Here is a 20,039-nt window from a genome sequence, read left to right as displayed (position 1 = left end):
GTATTTTCAATAAGTGCATTATTTTTTGAATAAAAAATGCTGGAGTGTTAACCACCCCAACATTTATTATAGAACCTGTTTTTTGTTCATAGAATTACTTCTAATAATTTCCGAGCTTTTTCATAATCTGTTTTATGAACATAGATATAGTACATTCTTGAATAATCTTGGTTTTCTGCAGAACTCGTGCTGATCATTGGTATACCTAATCCAATAAAACTATTACTATCACAATGGTTTACTACTTTATATTTATATTTAATACTATTAGTATTAAGTATGTTCTGCGCTTGACTAAATTTTTTTAAAGCGTATCCATTATAAACTTCTTTTCTGTTAAAAACTGTAATCATGATTATCCCCTCCTTTAATTTGAAGTTCCTTAACCTATTTAAGGTAAGTATGATACTTAAAGATAAGTATTTTCTTTAGAGGAAGAGTATTTTGTTTTTCTTACAGTAAATTTTATAAATTATAAGAGGTTAATTATAATACATTATAATCCATTAATAATAAATATGTGAAAAATATGCAATTAATCAATGATTATTTGATATTAATAACAAAATATTAAACTTGATTGTAGCATTTTTAATAATGCCCTAAATAATAAACGGACTTAAAGTTTTTGAGTCTGTTTTGTTGTACATAAAGACTTTATTTGAAAAAGAATATTAAATAGAAACCGTCGAGTTGAACTGACCTTTGTCAAAGAAACATGTAAACTAAGGGTTTGTAGACTTATGTGAAGAACAGCAATATATTTAACTACCTTGCATTAATAAATAATACTATGATATAATATTAGTACCAAGTAATAAAAAATCTGTGACAAAAATATATAGCATAAAAATAAAAAGTTTGAATTTGAAAGGGGTAATCAAAGTGGATGCAAAAGATATAAAAGATTTAATACTGACAATAGATAAAACTAGTATAGAAAATGTTGAAATTGAAAAGAACGATATTAAAATTACAATAAGTAAAGGATTTAAAAATCTAGATAGAGATTTAGAAAAAACAATAGAAACTGACGAAGATATTGTTTCTGATTTCGATTCATCAGCAGATATGATTAGAGCAGATATAGCTTCTACACAAGACCAGGATCAAGATATTTATTTTCTAAAATCGCCGATGGTCGGTAGCTTTTATGGAGCACCAAGTCCGGATTCGGAACCTTTTGTTAAAGTAGGAGATAGAGTTGAAAAAGGCCAGACCCTTTGTATCGTGGAAGCTATGAAGATGATGAATGAAATAAAATCCGAAATAGCAGGAGAGGTTGTTGAAGTATTGATTGATGAGGAAGATATAGTTGAGTATGGCCAACCTTTAATGAGGATTAGGGGGTAATACGGAATGTTTAAGAAAATATTAGTTGCAAATAGAGGAGAAATTGCCCTAAGAATCATTAGAGCCTGTAAGGACATGGGGATAAAAACCGTAGCGGTTTATTCAGAAATAGATATTGATTCAGCTCATGTGCATTTAGCAGATGAAGCTATTTGTATTGGGCCAGCACCATCAAAAAAAAGCTACTTAAATATAAATAACATAATCAGTGCAGCCCTTGTGACGAAATCTGAAGCTATTCATCCAGGGTATGGATTTCTTTCGGAAAATTCACAATTAGTTGATGCATGTAGATTAAATAATATAAAGTTTATAGGCCCTTTAAAAGAACATATGGAGACTATGGGTAATAAATCAGAAGCAAGAAGAACCATGATCAATGCTGGTGTACCTGTTGTGCCCGGGTCAAAAAAATCCACTAATGATTCGAAAGAAGCATATGAAATTGCTAAAGATGTAGGCTTTCCAGTTATAATTAAGGCTGCAAGTGGCGGTGGTGGCCGAGGCATGAGAATTGTTCATAACGAAGAAGACTTCACCGAAAAGTTTAATATGGCAAAATCAGAGTCTAGTGTTGCTTTTAATGATGATTCTATGTATATAGAAAAGTTTGTAGAACAGCCAAGGCATATAGAATTTCAAATATTAGCTGACAACTATGGCAATGTTATTCATTTAGGTGAAAGAGATTGTTCTATACAAAGGAGAAATCAAAAAGTACTAGAGGAAGCACCCTGTACGATAATAAGTAATGACTTAAGGGATATAATGGGAGAAGTGGCTGTAAAAGCAGCAAAAGCTGTGAATTACGTAAATGCAGGTACTATTGAATTTCTACTGGATACAAATAAAGATTTTTATTTTATAGAAATGAATACAAGGATCCAAGTAGAACATCCTGTGACGGAAATGACGACAGGAATAGATTTAATAAAAGAACAGATAAGAATATGTTACGGTGAAAAACTAAGTGTAACCCAAGCGCAAGTAAAGATAAATGGTCATGCGATTGAGTGTAGAATAAATGCAGAAAACCCTAATGAAAACTTTAAGCCTTCTCCGGGACAAATAGAAGGATATTTCTCACCAGGTGGATATGGCGTTAGAGTAGATAGTCATATTTATAGTGGATATACTATTCCCCCCACTTATGACTCAATGATTGCGAAAATAATTGTATGGGGAAAAAATAGAAATGAAGCTATTAATAGAATGAAAAGAGTATTAGATGAATCAGTTATAGCAGGGATTATGACAAATATTGAATTTCAAAAACAGATATTAAATAACAATAGCTTCCAAGAGAATAAAATAGACACATCATTTATAGATAAAGAAATATTTACAGAATAAGCTTCGAGATAAGGGGAGATAACATATGCTAAAAGATATTTTTAGTAAAAAGAAATATGCCACCATAAATTTATCAGATGATGATTACAAAATAACTTTTACACCTACTGAGAGATATAAACCAACAGTGAAAACTGGAAAATACAAAAAAGAAAAAAGACTTGGTGCTAGACAAAGAATCAATGAATTAATTGATAAGAACGCATTTGTAGAGTTTGACACAGATATAAAAACAGCTAACCCCTTAAATTTTCCTGAATATAAAGAAAAAATAACAAAGGCTATTGAAAATTCAGAGGAAAATGAGGCTGTAATTACAGGAAAAGGCAAAATCAGAGGTGAAAATTGTATTTTATGTGTTATGGAACCAAACTTTATGATGGGTAGTATGGGATCTGTTGTAGGAGAAAAGATAACGAGGGCAATTGAAAAAGCAATAGACGAAAAGGTACCTGTTATAATATTTTCAGCATCTGGGGGAGCTAGAATGCAAGAAGGACTCTTATCACTTATGCAAATGGCTAAAACATCAGCTGCAATATCTAGATTGTCCAAAGCTGGTTTGCTTTATATTTCCGTTTTAACAGATCCGACCACCGGGGGTGTAACTGCAAGTTTTGCAATGTTAGGTGATATTATAGTGGCCGAACCAGGTGCATTAATTGGATTTGCTGGTCCTCGAGTAATTGAACAAACGATAAAACAGAAACTACCTAAAGGATTTCAAAGGGCGGAGTTATTACAAGAAAAAGGCTTTATTGATAAGATTGTAGCTCGAAAGGATATGAGAAACTTTTTGTATAGAATGTTAAAAATCCACGCACTAGGTGGTGAAACTAATGCATAGTATATTAGAATTTGAAAAACCCATTCATGAATTGGAAAGTAAAATAAAAGAATTAAAATACTTTGCGGCAGAAAATAATGTTGACTTAGGGCAGGAAATAGATATTTTATCAAAAAAGCTTGAGAAGATGCGAGTAGATCTTTATGAAAATTTAACTTCTTGGCAAAAAGTAAAGCTTGCACGGCTTCAATCTAGGCCTACTACAATGGACTATATTGAGCGATTAATTTCTGATTTTACAGAGTTACATGGTGATCGCTTTTTTGGAGATGATAAAGCAATTATTGCAGGAATAGGTGTATTTGAAGGAATACCTGTGACTATAATCGGCCATCAAAAAGGAAAAAACACGACAGAAAATATCGAAAGAAACTTTGGCATGCCTCATCCAGAGGGTTATAGAAAAGCTTTAAGACTAATGAAACAGGCTGAAAAATTTAAAAGACCTATTATTACATTTGTTGATACGCCAGGTGCCTATCCAGGATTAGGAGCAGAAGAAAGGGGACAGGGAGAAGCAATAGCCGTAAATCTTATGGAAATGAGTCAGTTAGAAACGCCTATTATATCTATTGTTATAGGAGAAGGGGGAAGTGGAGGCGCCCTAGCCCTTGGTGTTGCAGATAGAGTAGCTATGCTTGAGCACTCTATATATTCAGTAATATCACCTGAAGGACTTTCCAGCATATTGTGGAAGGATGCAAATTTAGGACAAAAAGCAGCTAATATTATGAAGCTAACGGCACAGGAATTATTATCATTAAATGTAATAGATCATATTATAAAAGAATCTTTAGGTGGTGCTCACAAAGGTATAGATTTTACTGCGGACAATATTAAGCAGTACTTAATAAGTGAATTGAAAGAATTAAGAAAGTTAAGTTATGAAGAACTAATAGATAAAAGATATGAAAAAATTCGAAACATAGGAATATGGAAATAACATACAAGCTAATAATACTCTCCATAGTTATACAGCCAAAAAATACGGCTGTTTTTCTAAGGAGAGTTTTTGTGTTATAAAATATTAGTTCAAAGAAATATGAATAACGGAAGGTTAATTTAAAGTATGGTTATCCACTTCGTATTTTATGACACCAAATAAATTTGTTAACATAAAATATAAAGAGGAGTGAGGTTTATGGTAAAGGGTCATTTGATAGATGGAAAAAGTATTGCCTTAATTATTGCAGTATTTTCCATAGTTGCATCTAAATCAATAAAAGATCCTGCTAAAGCAGCTCTAATTGGAGGTTGGATTTCTGTTTTTGGTGAGACACTAGAGGCTATTGCAGATACACAGGAATATAAAGAAGAAAAAGAAGAAGAGAAAAGAAAAATTAAGGAAGAGATTGATGAATTACAAAGAAGACTAAAAGAATTAGATAAATGGTAGTACTTAATAGATTATAAACCCTTATATAATAGACGACTCTATGAGTCGTTATTTGTTTTTGATAAACTATTAAATGAGAAAATTAAAATATATATAGTTAAAATAACCAATAAATAACTAACAAATTACCCTTAGGACAGTTTTTACAACAAAGGTATAAAAACCTTATTTAGAAATAAAATTTACCATATACTATATTAAATTAAAGCATTCGTTGGAATGAGGTAATCAATATGAAATTTAAAAACATTATAAAAAAGATAGGAATTGTTTATGCAATATACTTGATTGTATTTGGTGTTATTGTATTTGCCTTTCATAGTAATTATACAGATAAACCAGATGTACAGCAGTATTTAAGTGAAGAAGAGGGGCCAGATAGAGTTGTTTTACTAGAAGATAGATATGCTTCTGCTATAGGTCGTATTAACCTTATCGAGAATGCAGAAAAGTCAGTAGACATCGCATATTATACGCTGCATAAAGGAATTATGAGTGATGTGTTTTATGGAAAACTTTTAGAGGCTGCAGATAGGGGTGTACAGATTCGATTTTTAGTGGATGGTATGTTTCATAATATGAGAGGGAAAAACAGGTCTGCAAAATATGCTTTATTAGATCATCCAAATATAGATCTAAAGTTTTATGAACCAATAAGCTTTATAAAGCCTTGGACCTTAAATAATCGATTGCATGATAAATACATGATAGTAGATAATCAGTATGCAATGATTGGTGGAAGAAATATTGGAGACAAGTATTTTCTTGAAGATTATAATGGAGAATTTGTTCATGACAGGGATGTTCTTATCGTAAATACGGATAGAATTGATGTGGGATACAGTGTAGTAGAAGATATGAAACAATATTTCAATAACCTTTGGAATCATGAATTTACTTCAGAACATAAAGAATTAAGGAATAGACAAATAAAAAAAGCCACCGAAAAAAGATATGGGTTAAGGATAAAATTATTAGAGACAGAAGAAAAGTATCCTGAAATGTTTAAGTCTGATTTAGACTGGTTAAAGAAATCTATCCCAACAAATAAGGTGACATTAGTTTATAATCCTGTTACACGGTTTAATAAAAAACCAAACATTTTATTGACTATTAGTGAACTACTAGAATATGCAACCAATACATTTGTCATACAAAGTCCTTATGTAATACCAACAAACCATATGCTTAAATATATAGACGTAGAGAGTATCAGTTCAAAGGATGTTATTGTTATAACAAATTCTATAGCAGCAAGTCCTAATTATTTTGCAATGGGAGGATATAAAAACAAACGAAAAGATATTGTTGATATAACATCAAAAGTTTATGAGTATCATGGGCCGGGTTCAATTCATGGCAAGTCATATATTATAGATGATAGGCTTAGTGTTGTTGGATCATTCAATCTTGATGCAAGAAGTAGTTTTTTGAGTACTGAAAGTATGGTGATAATTGATAGCGAAGCGTTTACAACGGAACTTTTTAAAGAAATGGATAGCATTGTAGGAAAGAGTTTAAAAGTAAATGACAACTATGATTATGCAGAAAGTGACACAGTTATAGAAAAAAAATCAAGTTTAATAAAAAGAGTAATAATTGCAATATCAAGTATCTTTTCATACATTTTTGACTTTTTACTTTAATAATAAGGTTACTTAAAAGATGTATTAATAAAAAAAGTTTTTTTCATAATGAGAAAATTTTTGAAGAAGTCACATAAAGCAATTGAATAAGTAGGATTGACTTGTTACAACACATATAGAGTTTCATAATTATTTAAAAAAAATATAAATATGGACTATTGTTATGAAAAATGAAATATGATATAATAAATCTTGCATTTGGGAATTGTATTAATTATTATTAAAAAATAAATTCTCAATAAAATAATTTGTTATTTGAAAAAAATACGTACATATAAATTCAAATAACAGAATTTTAGTTAGATTTACCAAAATAAAAAAGCTTATAGGGGGAGAAAAAGTGAAAAAATTTAAAAGTTTATCAGTTTTAATGATAAGTATATTAGTTTTAGCAGTATTTTTAGTGGGATGTAGCACAGATGATCGTTTATCAATTGCAACAGGTGGAACTTCTGGCGTTTACTATCCTCTAGGTGGTGCAATACAAACTATTATTAATGATAATGTTGAAGGAGTAACAGCTTCTACTGAATCCACAGGTGCTTCAGCTGAAAATGTTAACCTAATAAACAACGGCAGCGCTGATTTCGCGTTAATTCAAAATGATATTTCTTACTACGCTTTTAATGGCGTTGAAATGTTTGAAAACGACGAACCAATGGAAAATTTAAAAGCTGTGGCTTCATTATATCCTGAAACAGTTCAAATAGTAACTAATGCTTCAGCAAATATTAATTCTGTTGAGGATTTAAGAGGTAAGAGAGTTGCTGTTGGGAATATTGGAAGTGGAGCTGAAGCTAATGCACGACAAGTACTTGAGGCATATGGCTTAACATACGAAGATATCACACAAGAATATCTATCATTCGGTGAAGCTGCAGATCAATTAAGAGATGGTCATGTAGAGGCTGCGTTTTTAACAGCTGGTACGCCTACTGCAGCAGTGACTGATTTATCAACAACACACAATATCAACATTATTTCAATATCTCAAGAAGTGGCACAGTCACTAGTAGCTCAATTTCCATTCTATGATCAAGTAACGATTCCAGCAGGAACCTATAGGAACCAGGATGAAGATGTAGAAACTGTAGCAGTTATGGCAATGTTAACAGTAAGAGCGGGTTTAAGTGAAGAAGTAGTTTATAATGCAACTAAAGCTTTCTTTGAAAATCTAGATACATTAGCAAACGCTCATAGTAGAGGCGGAGATATTACTTTAGAAGGTGCAAAAGATGGGGTTTCATTAGAAATTCATCCAGGGGCACAACGCTACTACGATGAAGTTAACCAGTAAATTATTCAAAAATGGGCATCGATATTTTAGATGCCCATTATCTTTAATAACTATTGTATCTACTATAGTTATATTTTTGATGTTACTTGTATATTTTTTTGGGCCTATTTATTATGGCATTAGTGTAAAAACGGCTGAGGGTCAAGTTTTAATTAATTATAAGCTAGAACCAAAAAGTGAGATATACATTGATTATACACACTCTGTGGCAAGGTCAAATGTAAGAGACGTTTTTGAGCTAAATGATGATTTCACCTTTACTTTGACAAGAACAGAATATGAGGCCTTTGGGGCAGGATTACCAACTGAAAAATATGAATCATTCGAACTTATAGATGGAAGATACATTAATAAAGGAATCAATATAGTTTTAAAAGAAATTCCACTAAGGATAGGAAAGATAGCAAAGCATAAATTATCATTTGAAGATGAAGTAGTGTTTGATCTTTTAGATTATATAGAAGCCGGAGAATTAGTGATTATAGAACCGTCAAAACTGACTAGATGGAAAATAAGACAACAAAGGAGGACTGAGTTTGAAAAATAATGAATTACAAGATCAAAATGAAGTGAAAGATCAGATAGATGTAGATGATAAGTTAGCAGAATTTGACACTTCCTCAAATATTAGATCATTTAAAGGAAACATGGCAAAATTAATTACGCTTATTGCGATCACAATGTCCTTATTTCATTTATATACAGCTGGATTTGGAAATTTACTAGCATTAAAACAACGCTCTACGCATTTATTATTTGTTTTTGTATTAGGATTTTTACTATATCCGATTAGTAAAAAGGCTAGTAAGAGAAAAGTACCTTTTTATGATTGGCTATTCTGTGGATTAGGACTTGTAGTTACTTCATATATTATTTTAAACTTTGATAATATAGTAAGGCGTAATGGGATTCCAACAACAATAGATATCGTATTTGGCGTAATTGCAATTTTACTTGTTTTAGAAGTTACAAGACGAAGTATTGGACCTGAGTTACCTATCATTGCAACGGTATTTATTGTATATGCATTTATTGGACCTTATTTACCAGGGGCATTAGGGCATAGAGGATACAATATTAGTAGACTGGTAAATCAGTTATACATTACTTTAGAAGGTATCTTTGGAACACCCCTTGCTGTTTCATCAAGTTTTGTATTTATGTTTATATTATTTGGTTCATTTCTTGAAATCACAGGTGTTGGACAGTTTTTTATAGATATATCTTTCTCTCTAGCAGGACATAAAAAGGGTGGACCAGCAAAGGCTGCTGTACTTGCCAGTGGATTTATGGGGTCAATTTCTGGAAGCTCTATAGCAAATACAGTAACAACTGGAGCATTTACAATTCCATTGATGAAAAAAGTGGGATATAAACCTAATTTCTCTGGTGCTGTAGAAGCTGCAGCTTCTACAGGTGGACAAATTTTACCACCCGTAATGGGTGCCGCTGCGTTTATAATGTCAGAAATGACAGGTATATCCTATCTGACAATTGTAGTTAGTGCTATTGTACCTGCACTACTATACTATTTAGGTGTTACAGTGATGGTGCATCTACAAGCATCTAAACAAGGTTTGGTTGGGATGAAAAAAGAAGAACTCCCAGATTTTAAAGGCACAATGAAAAATGGTTTTCATCTTATACTCCCTTTAGTAGCAGTTGTACTATTTTTAATTATTCGTTCGCCATTAAGAGCTGCACTAAATAGTATAATAATAGCATTAGTTGTCTCAATGCTAAGAAAACATACTAGAATTAAATTTAAAGATATACTGTTTGCTTTAGAAGATGGAGCTAAAAAAGCCGTTAGTGTTGCTGCTGCATGTGCATGTGCTGGGATTATAGTTGGAATTGTAAGTTTAACAGGTCTTGGGCTTACATTTGCTAATATGATCGTTAGTTTAGCTGGCGGTATGCTTTTACCAACTCTAATATTAACCATGATCGCATCCATTATTTTAGGGATGGGATTACCAACTACAGCAAAATATATTATTTTAGCGACAATGGCAGCACCGGCGCTTGTTCAATTAGACGTACCTTTAATTGCTGCACATTTATTTATTCTATATTTTGGTGTTATAGCAGACGTTACACCTCCAGTTGCATTAGCTGCATATGCAGGAGCAGGAATTGCTGGTGGAGAATCATTTAAAACAGGAATAAATGCACTTAAACTAGGCTCAGCAGGGTTTATTGTACCATTTATTTTTGCTATGAACCCTTCGTTACTATTGATAGATGTTACAATAGGTGGTGCAATTGTAACAATTGCCACAGCATGTTTAGGAATTATTGCTTTTGCTAGTGGGGTTCAAGGTTATATGTTCACTCACACTAAATTACACGAAAGAATTTTATTTATAGTGTCAGCACTAATGCTAATACATCCAAATATAGTAGTAGATACTATAGGTTTAGTTATTCTTGCAGTACCAGTACTATTACAATATAGAAGACATAAAACAAATACGATCGAAGTTAAAGTGTAACAGCAAATTAATTCGTATTAAATAAACATTAGTAAAAAGCTATTCGAGTTTTCTCGAATAGCTTTTTGCATCTAAAGAACTTGTGCTATTGTAAATATAATCCACATTAAAAAGAAGCTAATAATCATTGATAAATTAATCAAGGTACTAATAAATTTTTGATTATAATTAAATTGAACAGAATAAGGAAGGCAAACCAAACCTATAGGTAAAATAAATGCAATTAGAAAAGTATAGCTTAAAATAGGATCGAAGGGTACTATGTAAAACAGTAAAATACCAAAGAATAAGCCTAAAATGTATCTCATAGATAATAGTTTGATTATGTTTTTATAATAAGTTGTATCAAATGAGAAACTCAAATAAATTCCTAGCAATAACAATGAAAGAGGCATATTTGCCCTAGCAAATATATCAGCCATGTCTATAATAGTGGAAGGAAATTGTAGCCCCAATAAATTAATGGACAAAGTAATGATATAGGTCATCAAAGGAGTTGAACCTATAAGACGTTTTGAAATACTTTTATAATCTACAGAATCTACACTAGAAGAATATACACTGGCTAAAATATAGCACATACCAAAGGTTATAAATGAATTACCTATAGCAAACATTGCCATATACGTAAGTCCGGATTGCCCCCAAATTGCTTCAACGAAAGGGAATGAAAAGAGCCCAATATTATATCCCGGTAAAGTCATTGTCAACATACCTTTTACATGACGCTTTTCTTTCCGAAAGGTAAATATAGCTATTACAGTTAAAAAAAGCCCAAATGCAAACTGGGAAATAGACAAAGTAATTAAAGACCATTGAACAGTAATTTGGCTAAAGGTGCTAATTACGACAGATGGTAGGGTAATATTGAAAATTATTTTAGCAATGCTGTTTCCATCTTTTTCAGTAAGAATACTACAGCGCTTTAAAATATAACCTAACATAATTATAAGCATTGATAGTATAAATTGATTATTAACGTCATTCATTTAGTAGCCCCCTAAGATGTCTATTCTTAACAATAATATTATATCAAATTATTTTACAGTAAAAAAATATATCGTATAAAATTTAGTGTATATATTTTTGATTTTTGTGAGGAGCGTTTAGTGGAAATTACAAAATTGTGGTAAAATTAATAATATATATAAAGTATTTAGGATGGTACTTAATAAGGAGGCTTTGTTATGATAGAAGTTAATCAAATTAAAAAGAAATTTTATGATAAAAAAAATGGTAATTTTTATGCATTAAAAGATATTTCTTTTACGGTCAATAAGGGGGAAATTTTTGGTCTTCTTGGTCCAAATGGGGCAGGAAAAACAACATTACTAAGAATTATGGCTTCAATCATGCAAGCAACATCAGGACACGTTAAAGTTAATGGGTATGACTCAAAAAATGAGGCGGAAGCGGTAAAAAAGTCTATTGCATTTTTATCCGGAAATACAAAATTGTATAAAAAATTGACGCCGGTTGAAACAATGCGGTTTTTTGGTAAATTGTATGGAATTGATAAACAACTTATAGAAAAACGGATAGATACAATATTAAATACCCTTGATATGTATTCTTTTAAAGATAGAGTTATTGAGAAACTTTCAACGGGTCAGGTACAAAAAACTTCAATTGCACGGTGTATGATTCATGATCCACAAATTTATATCCTGGATGAGCCAACTCTAGGTCTTGATATTTTGACAAGTAGAACAATTATTGATTTTATTCAAACTGAAAAAACACGGGGTAAAACAATAATATTCTCAACCCATTACATGGAAGAGGCTGACACTTTATGCGATCGTATAGGCCTAATTCATGAAGGGGATTTGATTGAGACGGGAACGTTAGAAGAACTTAAGTTAAAGACAGGTAAAGGAAACATACGAGAAATCTTTTTATCCTATATAGATCGGAGTGAACCCTTTGATAGGATTAAGTAACACACTAATTATATGGAAAAAAGAAATGATTGCTCTGTTTAGAGATAAGAAAGCACTTTTAACTATTTTCTTACCTATTCTAATCTATCCTTTACTAATTATTATTTTCATGGGATTTGTAAATATTGTGCAATCAAACTTAAATCAGAAAGTAAGTACAGTAGCTGTGAAGCAATATATAGCCGATGAACTACTACATAAACTCGAAGAAGATGAAAAAATTCAGCTTATAGAGCTACAAGGGGCAGAGCTAGTAAAAGAATTTGAAGATCAGCACGATGCACAGATAAAGGGTTCTATTGATGAAGGCATTGAAAAATATACCCTTTATTTTAATAGGACAATTGATACTAGCCAAAGAGCAGCAATGCGAGTCCAAAGACATATTATAGAATATGAAGAAGAAATTAGAGAAAAAAATTTAGATAAGATAGGCATGAGCGATCAAATTAATAATATTGTACAGATAGAGCATATTGAACTTACTGATGATGGTGAGTCTAGAAGTATTTATATGATACTAGGCATGCTTATTCCTTTTATTATTGTAATTTATGGTATTTCCGGAACCTACACAATTGCATCTGATTTAAGTGCAGGAGAAAAAGAAAGAAATACTTTAGAAACCATATTTTCTATACCGATCAAGCGTTTTCATATAATAATCGGAAAGCTATTAGCCTGCGTTACTGTAGGTATTATAAGTGGCATGGTAAATATATTAGCCATTTTTCCAATTGTCTACGGAATAACGGTTAATATCCCTGAATTTCAAGTAAGTATTTCCCTAAGTCTATTCTTATTTTTGTTGATTGTTTTAGTTGTTTTAATGGTATTGACCAGTACATTCTTTATAGGCCTAGGGTTATTAGCAAAGACATATCAAGAATCTCAAAATTATGGATCCGTATTATTAATATTATTTATGGCGTTAAGTTATATTGCTATATTGCCTGCCATTGAAATTTCAACGGTAACATTGATGATTCCAATAACTAATGGAATACTTATTATGCGAGAAGCATTTTTAGGTAATTATACGGTTTTAAATACACTATATGTTTTAAGTATTAATTTAGGTTTGGCAGGTATAGGTGTGTTCATTATGAATTACTTATTTAAATCTGATCGTGTCATTTTTGGAGGTGAAAAGGGATGAGTTGGTCTGTAATCAAACAGTTGATAAAAAAAGAATTACTGACACTTATAAGAAATAAAAGAGTACTCATTGGCCTTGTTGCACCACTGATTTTACTACCTGTATTAATATATGGATTTCAGCAAATAACCGAAATGACACACAGATCTAGTGAAGAAACCAAAAGTAATATCATATTAAAAACTGGTGAACAAGAACTGCCCCAAGATTTAAAACATAAGATGAATAAGAATGAACAAATTAAGTTATATAAATATGAAACCGGAGTAGAAGAACGCACAACCGACTTAATATTTAGCTATGAATATACTAATGATCGCCATTTAATTGAGTTAACCTACGATTCAGGAAGAAATAGTGGGTTGCGTGCAGTCGAAAGAATAATGCCTATATTGGATGAATTTAAAGAGTTAGAGCAAATAAGGTTATTAGAAATGCATGGTAGCACTGAAAATATACTTAACTCAATTGTTTTGAATACGCAAGATGTATCAACTGCAAAAGAACAAAGTAATTATTCTCTTAGTGGGGTACTACCATTAATTTTAACTTTGTATGCATTGTTATCCGTTGTTAATTTTGCTATAGAATTATCAACTGCTGAAAAAGAGATGGGTACCCTAGAAACTTTATTTTCGGTTCCGGTAAAAACAGTGGAAGTGGTAATAGCTAAATTACTTTCATGTATACTGTTAGGTATAATATCAATGTTGTTAAGTTTGATTATTTTATTTTTAATTCTACCCCAAATGATAGGGGTAGATAGCTTAGGTGGTGCTATGGAGTTATCGAACATTTTAATCGTACTTATTGCATTACTCCCATTGATTTTTATAGGTGCAGGAGCAAGTATCGGAGTAGGAATGTTTGCTAATAGCTATAAAGAATCTGGTGCCTATTTGACACCCTTAATTTTTGTTTTTATGATACCTGCATATATTGGTGCAACACCAGGAGTAGAGTTAACACCTATCTACACATTAATACCGATTATAAACGCTACTTTGTTAATTAAGTCTGTTTTTCTTGAAAATTTAAATATATCATTACTACTATTGACTTTTGTTGTAAATGGGATGTTCTCAGTTTTAAGTTTATTATTTTTATTTAAAGTTTTTGGAGAAGAACAGATTTTATTTGGTGTTGGAAAAGGAACGACATTTAGACTTAATAGAAAAGAACTGAGTAAAAGAAACTTTATTGAGGTTGAGGATGCTTTAGTAAGTTTAGCAGTAATGACTATTTTATTTATTTATCTTAGTACTATATTATCCGGTTGGTTTGATGCCATACATAGTACGGTAATTGTTCAATATACGATTTTTGGCGCAATGCCTCTAGGCATATTATGGTATCTAAAAGCATCATTTAAAAAATCTCTAGGATTGAGAAAACCCTTACTAACTGATTTTATAGGCGGAATAGGATTGTGGCTTGCAACAATTGCAGCAATATTTATTTATCAAATGTCTATTATGCCTTTTATAGAAGAAGCACCAAATTTAGTAGAACTAGAGGCACAAATTAAATCTCTAAGTTTACTAGGTAAATTTTTTGTTATTGCCTTAACCCCCGGGATTTGTGAAGAACTATTTTTTAGAGGATTAATCTTAAGATCTTTAGAGAAAAGCTGGGGAGCTAAATGGGCGATAATTATATCCGCGTTAGCTTTTGCCATTATTCATTTAGATATAGTTCGTCTCGTACCAACCTTTTTACTAGGACTTACTTTCGGTTATATTACAGTAAAATCCAGATCTATATTTCCTGCAATCTTTTTACATGTATTAAATAACAGTATGGCAGTTTTTTTGCCTAGTACCATAGAGCTAAAATATGGATGGCTAATGATTATGTTTGTTGTTTCTTTAGCTATAGGAATAGGTATCTTTCAAAGGAAACGGTTTTATCGTTAGCTGTAGATATATAATTTGTTTTATCAATAAAAAATAACAAAACTTAAGCAATATTACATATTTTTGTAATAACATGTTATAATAAAATAAAGTTTTTGAATTGGAGGAATATAGTTGAATAAAATTGCATTGGTAACGGATAGTACAAGTGACTTGGATAAAGAAGAAGTCGAAAAATACAACATTCATGTGCTCCCGCTTAAAATTGTATATAAAGACAGGGAATATACTGATAGGGTTGATATAACACCGGAAGAAGTATATAACAACATGGAAGTTGAAGTGCCAACAACTTCTCTACCAACAATGGAGGATATTGATCGTCTTTTTGTCAAACTCAAAGAAGAAGGATATACCCACATAATTGTGGTAACTATTTCATCAGGTTTATCAGGAACGCATAATAGTGTTAGGCTGGTGAGTGAAAATCATCCAGAAATTAAATTTGAGATATTTGATTCAAAGGCACTGTCTCTTGGTGCAGGAGCAATAGTATTAGAATGTGGTGAAATGATAAATGAAGGAAAAAGTTTTGATGAGATAGTTGAAAATTTACCAAAGCTAAGAGATAAGATAAAACTATTCTATGTGTTAGACACCCTTAAGTATCTTATTAAAGGTGGTCGTATTGGAAAGGTTTCTGGAAGTATTGGGGAGCTATTAAATATGAAACCTATTATTTCAATTGATAAAGAAGGAGTGTATTACACCTATAAAAAAGTTAGAGGAAGAAAGCAGAGTATTTTAGAGATTTACAATATCGTAAGAAATACACTTGAAGAAAAAAGAGCGAAGGTCTGGGTGCTTCATGGAGGGGCTAAAGCAGAAGCCCAAGAACTTTATGATAAAATATCAAAGCTTCAAAACATTACTAGGCTAGGGTTTAGCGATATAAGTCCAGTAGCAGGAGTACATACAGGTCCGGGTTTAATAGGCATTACAATTATGACTGAGTAAAAAAATAAATACACAAAAATAATACACCACTATCATTAGTGGTGTATTATTTTTGTGTATTTATTATAAAGGAGCTTTATATGTTATACTAAAATAGCATGTTACTTATATTACCACTATAGGTATATTTAATTTTAAATAACATAATATGTTATTTAAAATTGTTATATAAAAAGGGGGGATATCATTTGATTGATTGGTTAAATGAGGCATTAGTATTTGATAAAGTATATTGGTACTTAGCTATACCTTTCACAGTGCTATTACTAATACAATTATTGAGTACTTTCTTAGGTTTTGGTGGTGAAGGTGGTTTTGACAGTGTAGAAGAAAGTGTAGACATCGGAGATGATGGTGATTTTGAACCTGGATTTGAAATATTTACAGTAAGAAACTTTATAACTTTTTTTGCTGTATTTGGTTGGTCGGGTATTACCTTTTCCCATAGTGGATTAGGTAATTTTGCAACAATAGTTTTATCTACAATGCTTGCAATTATTGTACTTTTAATTGTATCATCGCTTTTTTACTTCATAACAAAGTTAGCAGATAGTGGTACAATGAATTTACAACGGGCTAAAGGTGTTATAGGAGAAGTGTATTTATCGATTCCCGGGAATAGAAAAGGTATGGGTAAAGTCAACATTACATTACAAGGATCCTTAAGAGAGCTAGATGCTATGACTGATAATAAAAAAGATATTAGTACAGGAAGTATTGTTAGAGTAGAAGATGTAATCAGTAATAGCATATTACTGGTAGAAAAAATAAATAAGGGGGAAAAATAATGGAGTCAGCATATGGAGTTATTTTAATAACAGTTATTGTAGTTATTATATTTGGTACAATTGCAGCATTATTTTCTAGGTACAAAAAATGTCCTTCAGACAAGATTTTAGTTGTTTATGGTAAAGTTGGTAAAGAGGGTAATGAAAATAGATCCTCAAAATGTATTCACGGTGGTGCCGCATTTATATGGCCAGTAATACAGCACTACGAGTTTTTAGACCTTACACCGCTATCAATTGAAGTAAATCTTCAAAATGCACTAAGCAAACAAAATATTCGTGTTGATGTACCTTCAAGATTTACTGTTGGTATTTCAACTGAACCTGGTGTAATGCAAAACGCAGCAGAGCGATTACTGGGCTTAGGCTTAACAGAAATACAGGAGTTAGCAAAGGATATTATCTTTGGACAATTGAGATTGGTCATTGCTACGATGGACATAGAAGAAATTAATACAGATCGAGATAAATTTCTTGAAGCGGTTTCGAGTAATGTTGAAACTGAACTGAAAAAGATTGGTTTAAGATTAATAAATGTAAACGTTACAGATATTAATGACGAGTCTGGATACATTGAAGCCCTTGGTAAAGAAGCAGCGGCAAAGGCTGTCAATGATGCAAAGAAAAGTGTGGCAGAAAAAGATAGAGATGGTTCCATTGGTGAAGCACAAGCTAGAAGGGATCAAAGGGTTGAAGTTGCAGAAGCAGATGCCATAGCAGTTGAAGGTGAAAATAGGTCTAAGATTACTGTTGCGAATTCTGAAGCAGAGAAAAGAGAAAAAGCAGCAGAAGCAGAAAGAAGAGCAAGTGCAGCAGAGAAAGTACAGTCTGCAAAGGCACTTGAAGAGTCTTATTTAGCAGAAGAAGAAGCAGAAAAATCAAGAGCTAAAAGAGAAAAAGCGACTAAAGAAGCCGATGTACTTGTTCATGCAGAAGTTGAAAAACAAAAGTTAGAAATAGAGGCAGAAGCACAGGCGGAAGAATTCAGAAGGATTGCAAAAGGAGAAGCAGATGCAATCTTTGCAAAAATGGATGCCCAGGCAAGAGGAACTAAGGAAATGTTAGAGAAGCAAGCACAAGGTTTCCAAAAGTTAGTAGAAGCTGCTGGTGGTAATCCAGAAAAAGCTGTAATGATGATGATTGCCGATAGGTTACCGGAAATAGTAAAAATACAAGTAGAAGCAATTAAAGGAATTAATATTGATAAGGTAACTGTGTGGGATAATATGGGTGGAGGAAAAGAAGGTGGAAAACCAGCTACAGCTAATTTTCTGTCAGGTATGATGCAGTCACTACCCCCATTGCAAGATGTATTTAATAGCGCTGGGTTAAATTTACCAGATTATCTTATACAGAATAAAGAAGAAGCCGGCACATTAAAAGTAGAAGAAAAACAGGTAGAATTAAAGGATGAGGAATAAAAGAAGATCAGTATAAAAAGTACCACTGTAGCTTTAAAAAGCTCAGTGGTACTTCTTTTTTTATTTTGAGTTTAAAGCCAAGTGTTTATAACGAAAAGCACTAGGGTATGTCATTAATACAGACATCTTTTGTGCCAGAAAATATTCAATAAATCAAAAAATCACCCGAAACTAAAATTTAAAATACTTAATTAGGAGGCGATATTTTGTTTACTAGAAACGAATTAGACAAATTATTAAACAGTAGAAAAGAAGTAAATGTATCAATTTTCTTAACAACAGCAGCAGAAGAGCGCAACTTAGAAAAGGGTAGAATAAAATTAAAAAATTTAATAAAACAATGTGAAAACAAACTACTAGAGTTAGTTGAAAAGGATAAGGTCAAAAAAATTACCTATCCCTTTGAACGTCTTTTGGAAGACACAAAATATTGGAATTCCTTAGATAAAGGATTAGCTATGTTTGCTACTGAAGAAGATTTTTATCACTACACAGTACCCTTTGAATTCCAAGAGTTTGCCACAGTAAAAGATGATTTTTATATTAAACCATTATTTCCAGTATTTCAACAGAACGGTCAATTTTATGTTTTGACTATCAGTCAAAATGATATGCGTTTATTACACTGTACTAGAGATGATGTAAAGGAAATAGACCTAGAAGAAGTGCCAACGAGTTTACAAGAAGCTTTAAAGTACGATGATCCGGAAGACCAGCTTCAATTTAACACTAGAACCCCTAACAGTGGGAGTAGTAAAAGAAATGCAGTATTTCATGGACATGGATATGGGATGGAAGACAAAAAAACAGACATACTAAGATATTTTCAAGAAGTCAATACAGAGTTAATAAACTATATACAAGATACAACTACTCCAATAGTTTTAGCGGGGGTGGATTATTTATTCCCTATCTTTAAAGAGGCTAATAAAGAGCTAAACATAATAAATGAAGGCATAGAAGGAAATGTGGAAGAAGAAGTAAATAAAGACTTACAACAAGAAGCTTGGAAAATTATAAAACCATACTTTGAGCAGGAAGAGCAAAAGGCAATAGAAGATTATAACAATTTGATTGGCACTGGCAAAGCATCGAATGATTTAAATGATATTGTTTCTTCAGCATATAATCAAAGAGTGGAATCTTTATTTATCGCAAAGGATGAACAAGTTTGGGGTAATTTTGATGAAAAACAAAATCAAGTAGATATTAGTTCAGAAGATGATTACTGTAACCAAGAGTTATTGAATTTTGCAGCCATTCATACTTTTATAAATCAAGGTAAAGTTTATGTAATGGATAAAGATAAAATGCCAGGGAACAGTGAGCGATTAGTAGCAGCAGTTTACAGATATTAATTTTAAACACAATTCATACTGTTGAAATTCGATATCTATTTCTGATAAAATAATGTAGACAGCGTTAAGCATAAGAAAAAATGTATATGACTGAAGAATGGAGGCATAAT

The 20,039-nt window shown here is 31.8% G+C and carries 18 protein-coding genes; 16 read left to right on the top strand and 2 right to left on the bottom strand.

What is annotated here, in order from left to right; all coding sequences use genetic code 11:
• Positions 1-86: 86 nt before the first annotated feature.
• The gene (locus tag RH915_RS06265; protein WP_310478662.1) at positions 87-353 is read right to left on the bottom strand and encodes a hypothetical protein; all 267 of its coding nucleotides are present in this window, start codon (positions 351-353) and stop codon (positions 87-89) included.
• A gap of 532 nt (positions 354-885) precedes the next feature.
• Here RH915_RS06265 and accB point away from each other — a divergent pair.
• The 9 genes from accB to RH915_RS06220 all read left to right on the top strand — a co-directional run bounded on the left by accB (position 886) and on the right by RH915_RS06220 (position 10,387).
• Positions 886-1,353: an acetyl-CoA carboxylase biotin carboxyl carrier protein gene (gene accB / locus RH915_RS06260; protein WP_310478660.1), complete on the top strand. Its 468-nt coding sequence runs from the start codon at positions 886-888 to the stop codon at positions 1,351-1,353.
• A 6-nt stretch (positions 1,354-1,359) separates the two neighbouring features.
• Positions 1,360-2,706 (top strand): acetyl-CoA carboxylase biotin carboxylase subunit, encoded by a 1,347-nt coding sequence (locus RH915_RS06255; RefSeq protein ID WP_310478658.1) that lies wholly within the window; start codon positions 1,360-1,362, stop codon positions 2,704-2,706.
• Positions 2,707-2,731: 25 nt separating this feature from the next.
• Positions 2,732-3,553: an acetyl-CoA carboxylase, carboxyltransferase subunit beta gene (gene accD, locus RH915_RS06250; protein ID WP_310478656.1), complete on the top strand. Its 822-nt coding sequence runs from the start codon at positions 2,732-2,734 to the stop codon at positions 3,551-3,553.
• Positions 3,546-4,496 (top strand): acetyl-CoA carboxylase carboxyltransferase subunit alpha, encoded by a 951-nt coding sequence (locus RH915_RS06245; protein WP_310478655.1) that lies wholly within the window; start codon positions 3,546-3,548, stop codon positions 4,494-4,496. The genes accD and RH915_RS06245 overlap by 8 nt, the downstream gene beginning before the upstream one ends.
• Before the next feature lie 198 nt (positions 4,497-4,694).
• Positions 4,695-4,949 (top strand): hypothetical protein, encoded by a 255-nt coding sequence (locus RH915_RS06240; protein ID WP_310478654.1) that lies wholly within the window; start codon positions 4,695-4,697, stop codon positions 4,947-4,949.
• 233 nt (positions 4,950-5,182) lie between these two features.
• Positions 5,183-6,595: a phospholipase D-like domain-containing protein gene (locus RH915_RS06235; RefSeq protein WP_310478653.1), complete on the top strand. Its 1,413-nt coding sequence runs from the start codon at positions 5,183-5,185 to the stop codon at positions 6,593-6,595.
• A gap of 340 nt (positions 6,596-6,935) precedes the next feature.
• Positions 6,936-7,892: a TAXI family TRAP transporter solute-binding subunit gene (locus tag RH915_RS06230; RefSeq protein WP_310478652.1), complete on the top strand. Its 957-nt coding sequence runs from the start codon at positions 6,936-6,938 to the stop codon at positions 7,890-7,892.
• A complete protein-coding gene (locus RH915_RS06225) occupies positions 7,876-8,439 on the top strand; it encodes a DUF1850 domain-containing protein (RefSeq protein WP_310478651.1) in 564 nt (187 codons plus the stop codon). The genes RH915_RS06230 and RH915_RS06225 overlap by 17 nt, the downstream gene beginning before the upstream one ends.
• Positions 8,429-10,387, top strand: a complete 1,959-nt coding sequence (locus RH915_RS06220) for a TRAP transporter permease (RefSeq protein WP_310478649.1) — start codon at positions 8,429-8,431, stop codon at positions 10,385-10,387. Before RH915_RS06225 ends, RH915_RS06220 begins: the two co-directional genes overlap by 11 nt.
• Before the next feature lie 71 nt (positions 10,388-10,458).
• Here the strand turns inward: RH915_RS06220 and RH915_RS06215 are convergent, their stop codons facing one another.
• Positions 10,459-11,376 carry an AEC family transporter gene (locus RH915_RS06215; RefSeq protein WP_310478647.1) on the bottom strand — a complete coding sequence of 306 codons (918 nt, stop codon included), beginning with the start codon at positions 11,374-11,376 and terminating at the stop codon, positions 10,459-10,461.
• A 198-nt stretch (positions 11,377-11,574) separates the two neighbouring features.
• Between RH915_RS06215 and RH915_RS06210 the strand changes: the two genes are divergently transcribed.
• From RH915_RS06210 to RH915_RS06180, 7 genes are all read left to right on the top strand, one after another.
• The gene (locus RH915_RS06210) at positions 11,575-12,330 is read left to right on the top strand and encodes an ABC transporter ATP-binding protein (RefSeq protein WP_310478645.1); all 756 of its coding nucleotides are present in this window, start codon (positions 11,575-11,577) and stop codon (positions 12,328-12,330) included.
• Positions 12,314-13,489 carry an ABC transporter permease gene (locus tag RH915_RS06205; RefSeq protein WP_310478643.1) on the top strand — a complete coding sequence of 392 codons (1,176 nt, stop codon included), beginning with the start codon at positions 12,314-12,316 and terminating at the stop codon, positions 13,487-13,489. Before RH915_RS06210 ends, RH915_RS06205 begins: the two co-directional genes overlap by 17 nt.
• Positions 13,486-15,405: an ABC transporter permease subunit/CPBP intramembrane protease gene (locus RH915_RS06200; RefSeq protein ID WP_310478641.1), complete on the top strand. Its 1,920-nt coding sequence runs from the start codon at positions 13,486-13,488 to the stop codon at positions 15,403-15,405. Before RH915_RS06205 ends, RH915_RS06200 begins: the two co-directional genes overlap by 4 nt.
• A 114-nt stretch (positions 15,406-15,519) precedes the next feature.
• Positions 15,520-16,362: a DegV family protein gene (locus tag RH915_RS06195; protein WP_310478640.1), complete on the top strand. Its 843-nt coding sequence runs from the start codon at positions 15,520-15,522 to the stop codon at positions 16,360-16,362.
• Between the two features lie 188 nt (positions 16,363-16,550).
• Positions 16,551-17,150, top strand: coding sequence for a hypothetical protein (locus RH915_RS06190; RefSeq protein ID WP_310478639.1), 600 nt, complete (start codon positions 16,551-16,553; stop codon positions 17,148-17,150).
• Entirely contained in the window at positions 17,150-18,571 is a 1,422-nt protein-coding gene (locus RH915_RS06185) for a flotillin family protein (protein ID WP_310478638.1), read from the top strand. Before RH915_RS06190 ends, RH915_RS06185 begins: the two co-directional genes overlap by 1 nt.
• A gap of 206 nt (positions 18,572-18,777) precedes the next feature.
• On the top strand, positions 18,778-19,929 hold the full coding sequence (locus RH915_RS06180; protein WP_310478636.1) for a baeRF7 domain-containing protein: 1,152 nt from the start codon (positions 18,778-18,780) through the stop codon (positions 19,927-19,929).
• The last annotated feature ends 110 nt before the right edge of the window (positions 19,930-20,039 follow it).

The sequence above is a fragment of the Serpentinicella sp. ANB-PHB4 genome, assembly GCF_031432315.1.
Taxonomy (GTDB): domain Bacteria; phylum Bacillota; class Clostridia; order Peptostreptococcales; family Natronincolaceae; genus Serpentinicella.
The sequence above is the reverse complement of the archived record's forward strand: the minus strand, read 5'-3'. Positions and strand labels throughout refer to the sequence as shown.

Excerpts from the sequence above, each read along its gene's own strand:
- RH915_RS06235 (WP_310478653.1), top strand. The coding sequence starts at position 5,183 with ATGAAATTTAAAAACATTATAAAAAAGATAGGAATTGTTTATGCAATA.
- accD (WP_310478656.1), top strand. The coding sequence starts at position 2,732 with ATGCTAAAAGATATTTTTAGTAAAAAGAAATATGCCACCATAAATTTA.
- RH915_RS06240 (WP_310478654.1), top strand. The coding sequence starts at position 4,695 with ATGGTAAAGGGTCATTTGATAGATGGAAAAAGTATTGCCTTAATTATT.
- RH915_RS06215 (WP_310478647.1), bottom strand. The coding sequence starts at position 11,376 with ATGAATGACGTTAATAATCAATTTATACTATCAATGCTTATAATTATG.
- RH915_RS06265 (WP_310478662.1), bottom strand. The coding sequence starts at position 353 with ATGATTACAGTTTTTAACAGAAAAGAAGTTTATAATGGATACGCTTTA.
- RH915_RS06200 (WP_310478641.1), top strand. The coding sequence starts at position 13,486 with ATGAGTTGGTCTGTAATCAAACAGTTGATAAAAAAAGAATTACTGACA.
- RH915_RS06245 (WP_310478655.1), top strand. The coding sequence starts at position 3,546 with ATGCATAGTATATTAGAATTTGAAAAACCCATTCATGAATTGGAAAGT.
- RH915_RS06185 (WP_310478638.1), top strand. The coding sequence starts at position 17,150 with ATGGAGTCAGCATATGGAGTTATTTTAATAACAGTTATTGTAGTTATT.
- RH915_RS06225 (WP_310478651.1), top strand. The coding sequence starts at position 7,876 with ATGAAGTTAACCAGTAAATTATTCAAAAATGGGCATCGATATTTTAGA.
- RH915_RS06255 (WP_310478658.1), top strand. The coding sequence starts at position 1,360 with ATGTTTAAGAAAATATTAGTTGCAAATAGAGGAGAAATTGCCCTAAGA.
- RH915_RS06210 (WP_310478645.1), top strand. The coding sequence starts at position 11,575 with ATGATAGAAGTTAATCAAATTAAAAAGAAATTTTATGATAAAAAAAAT.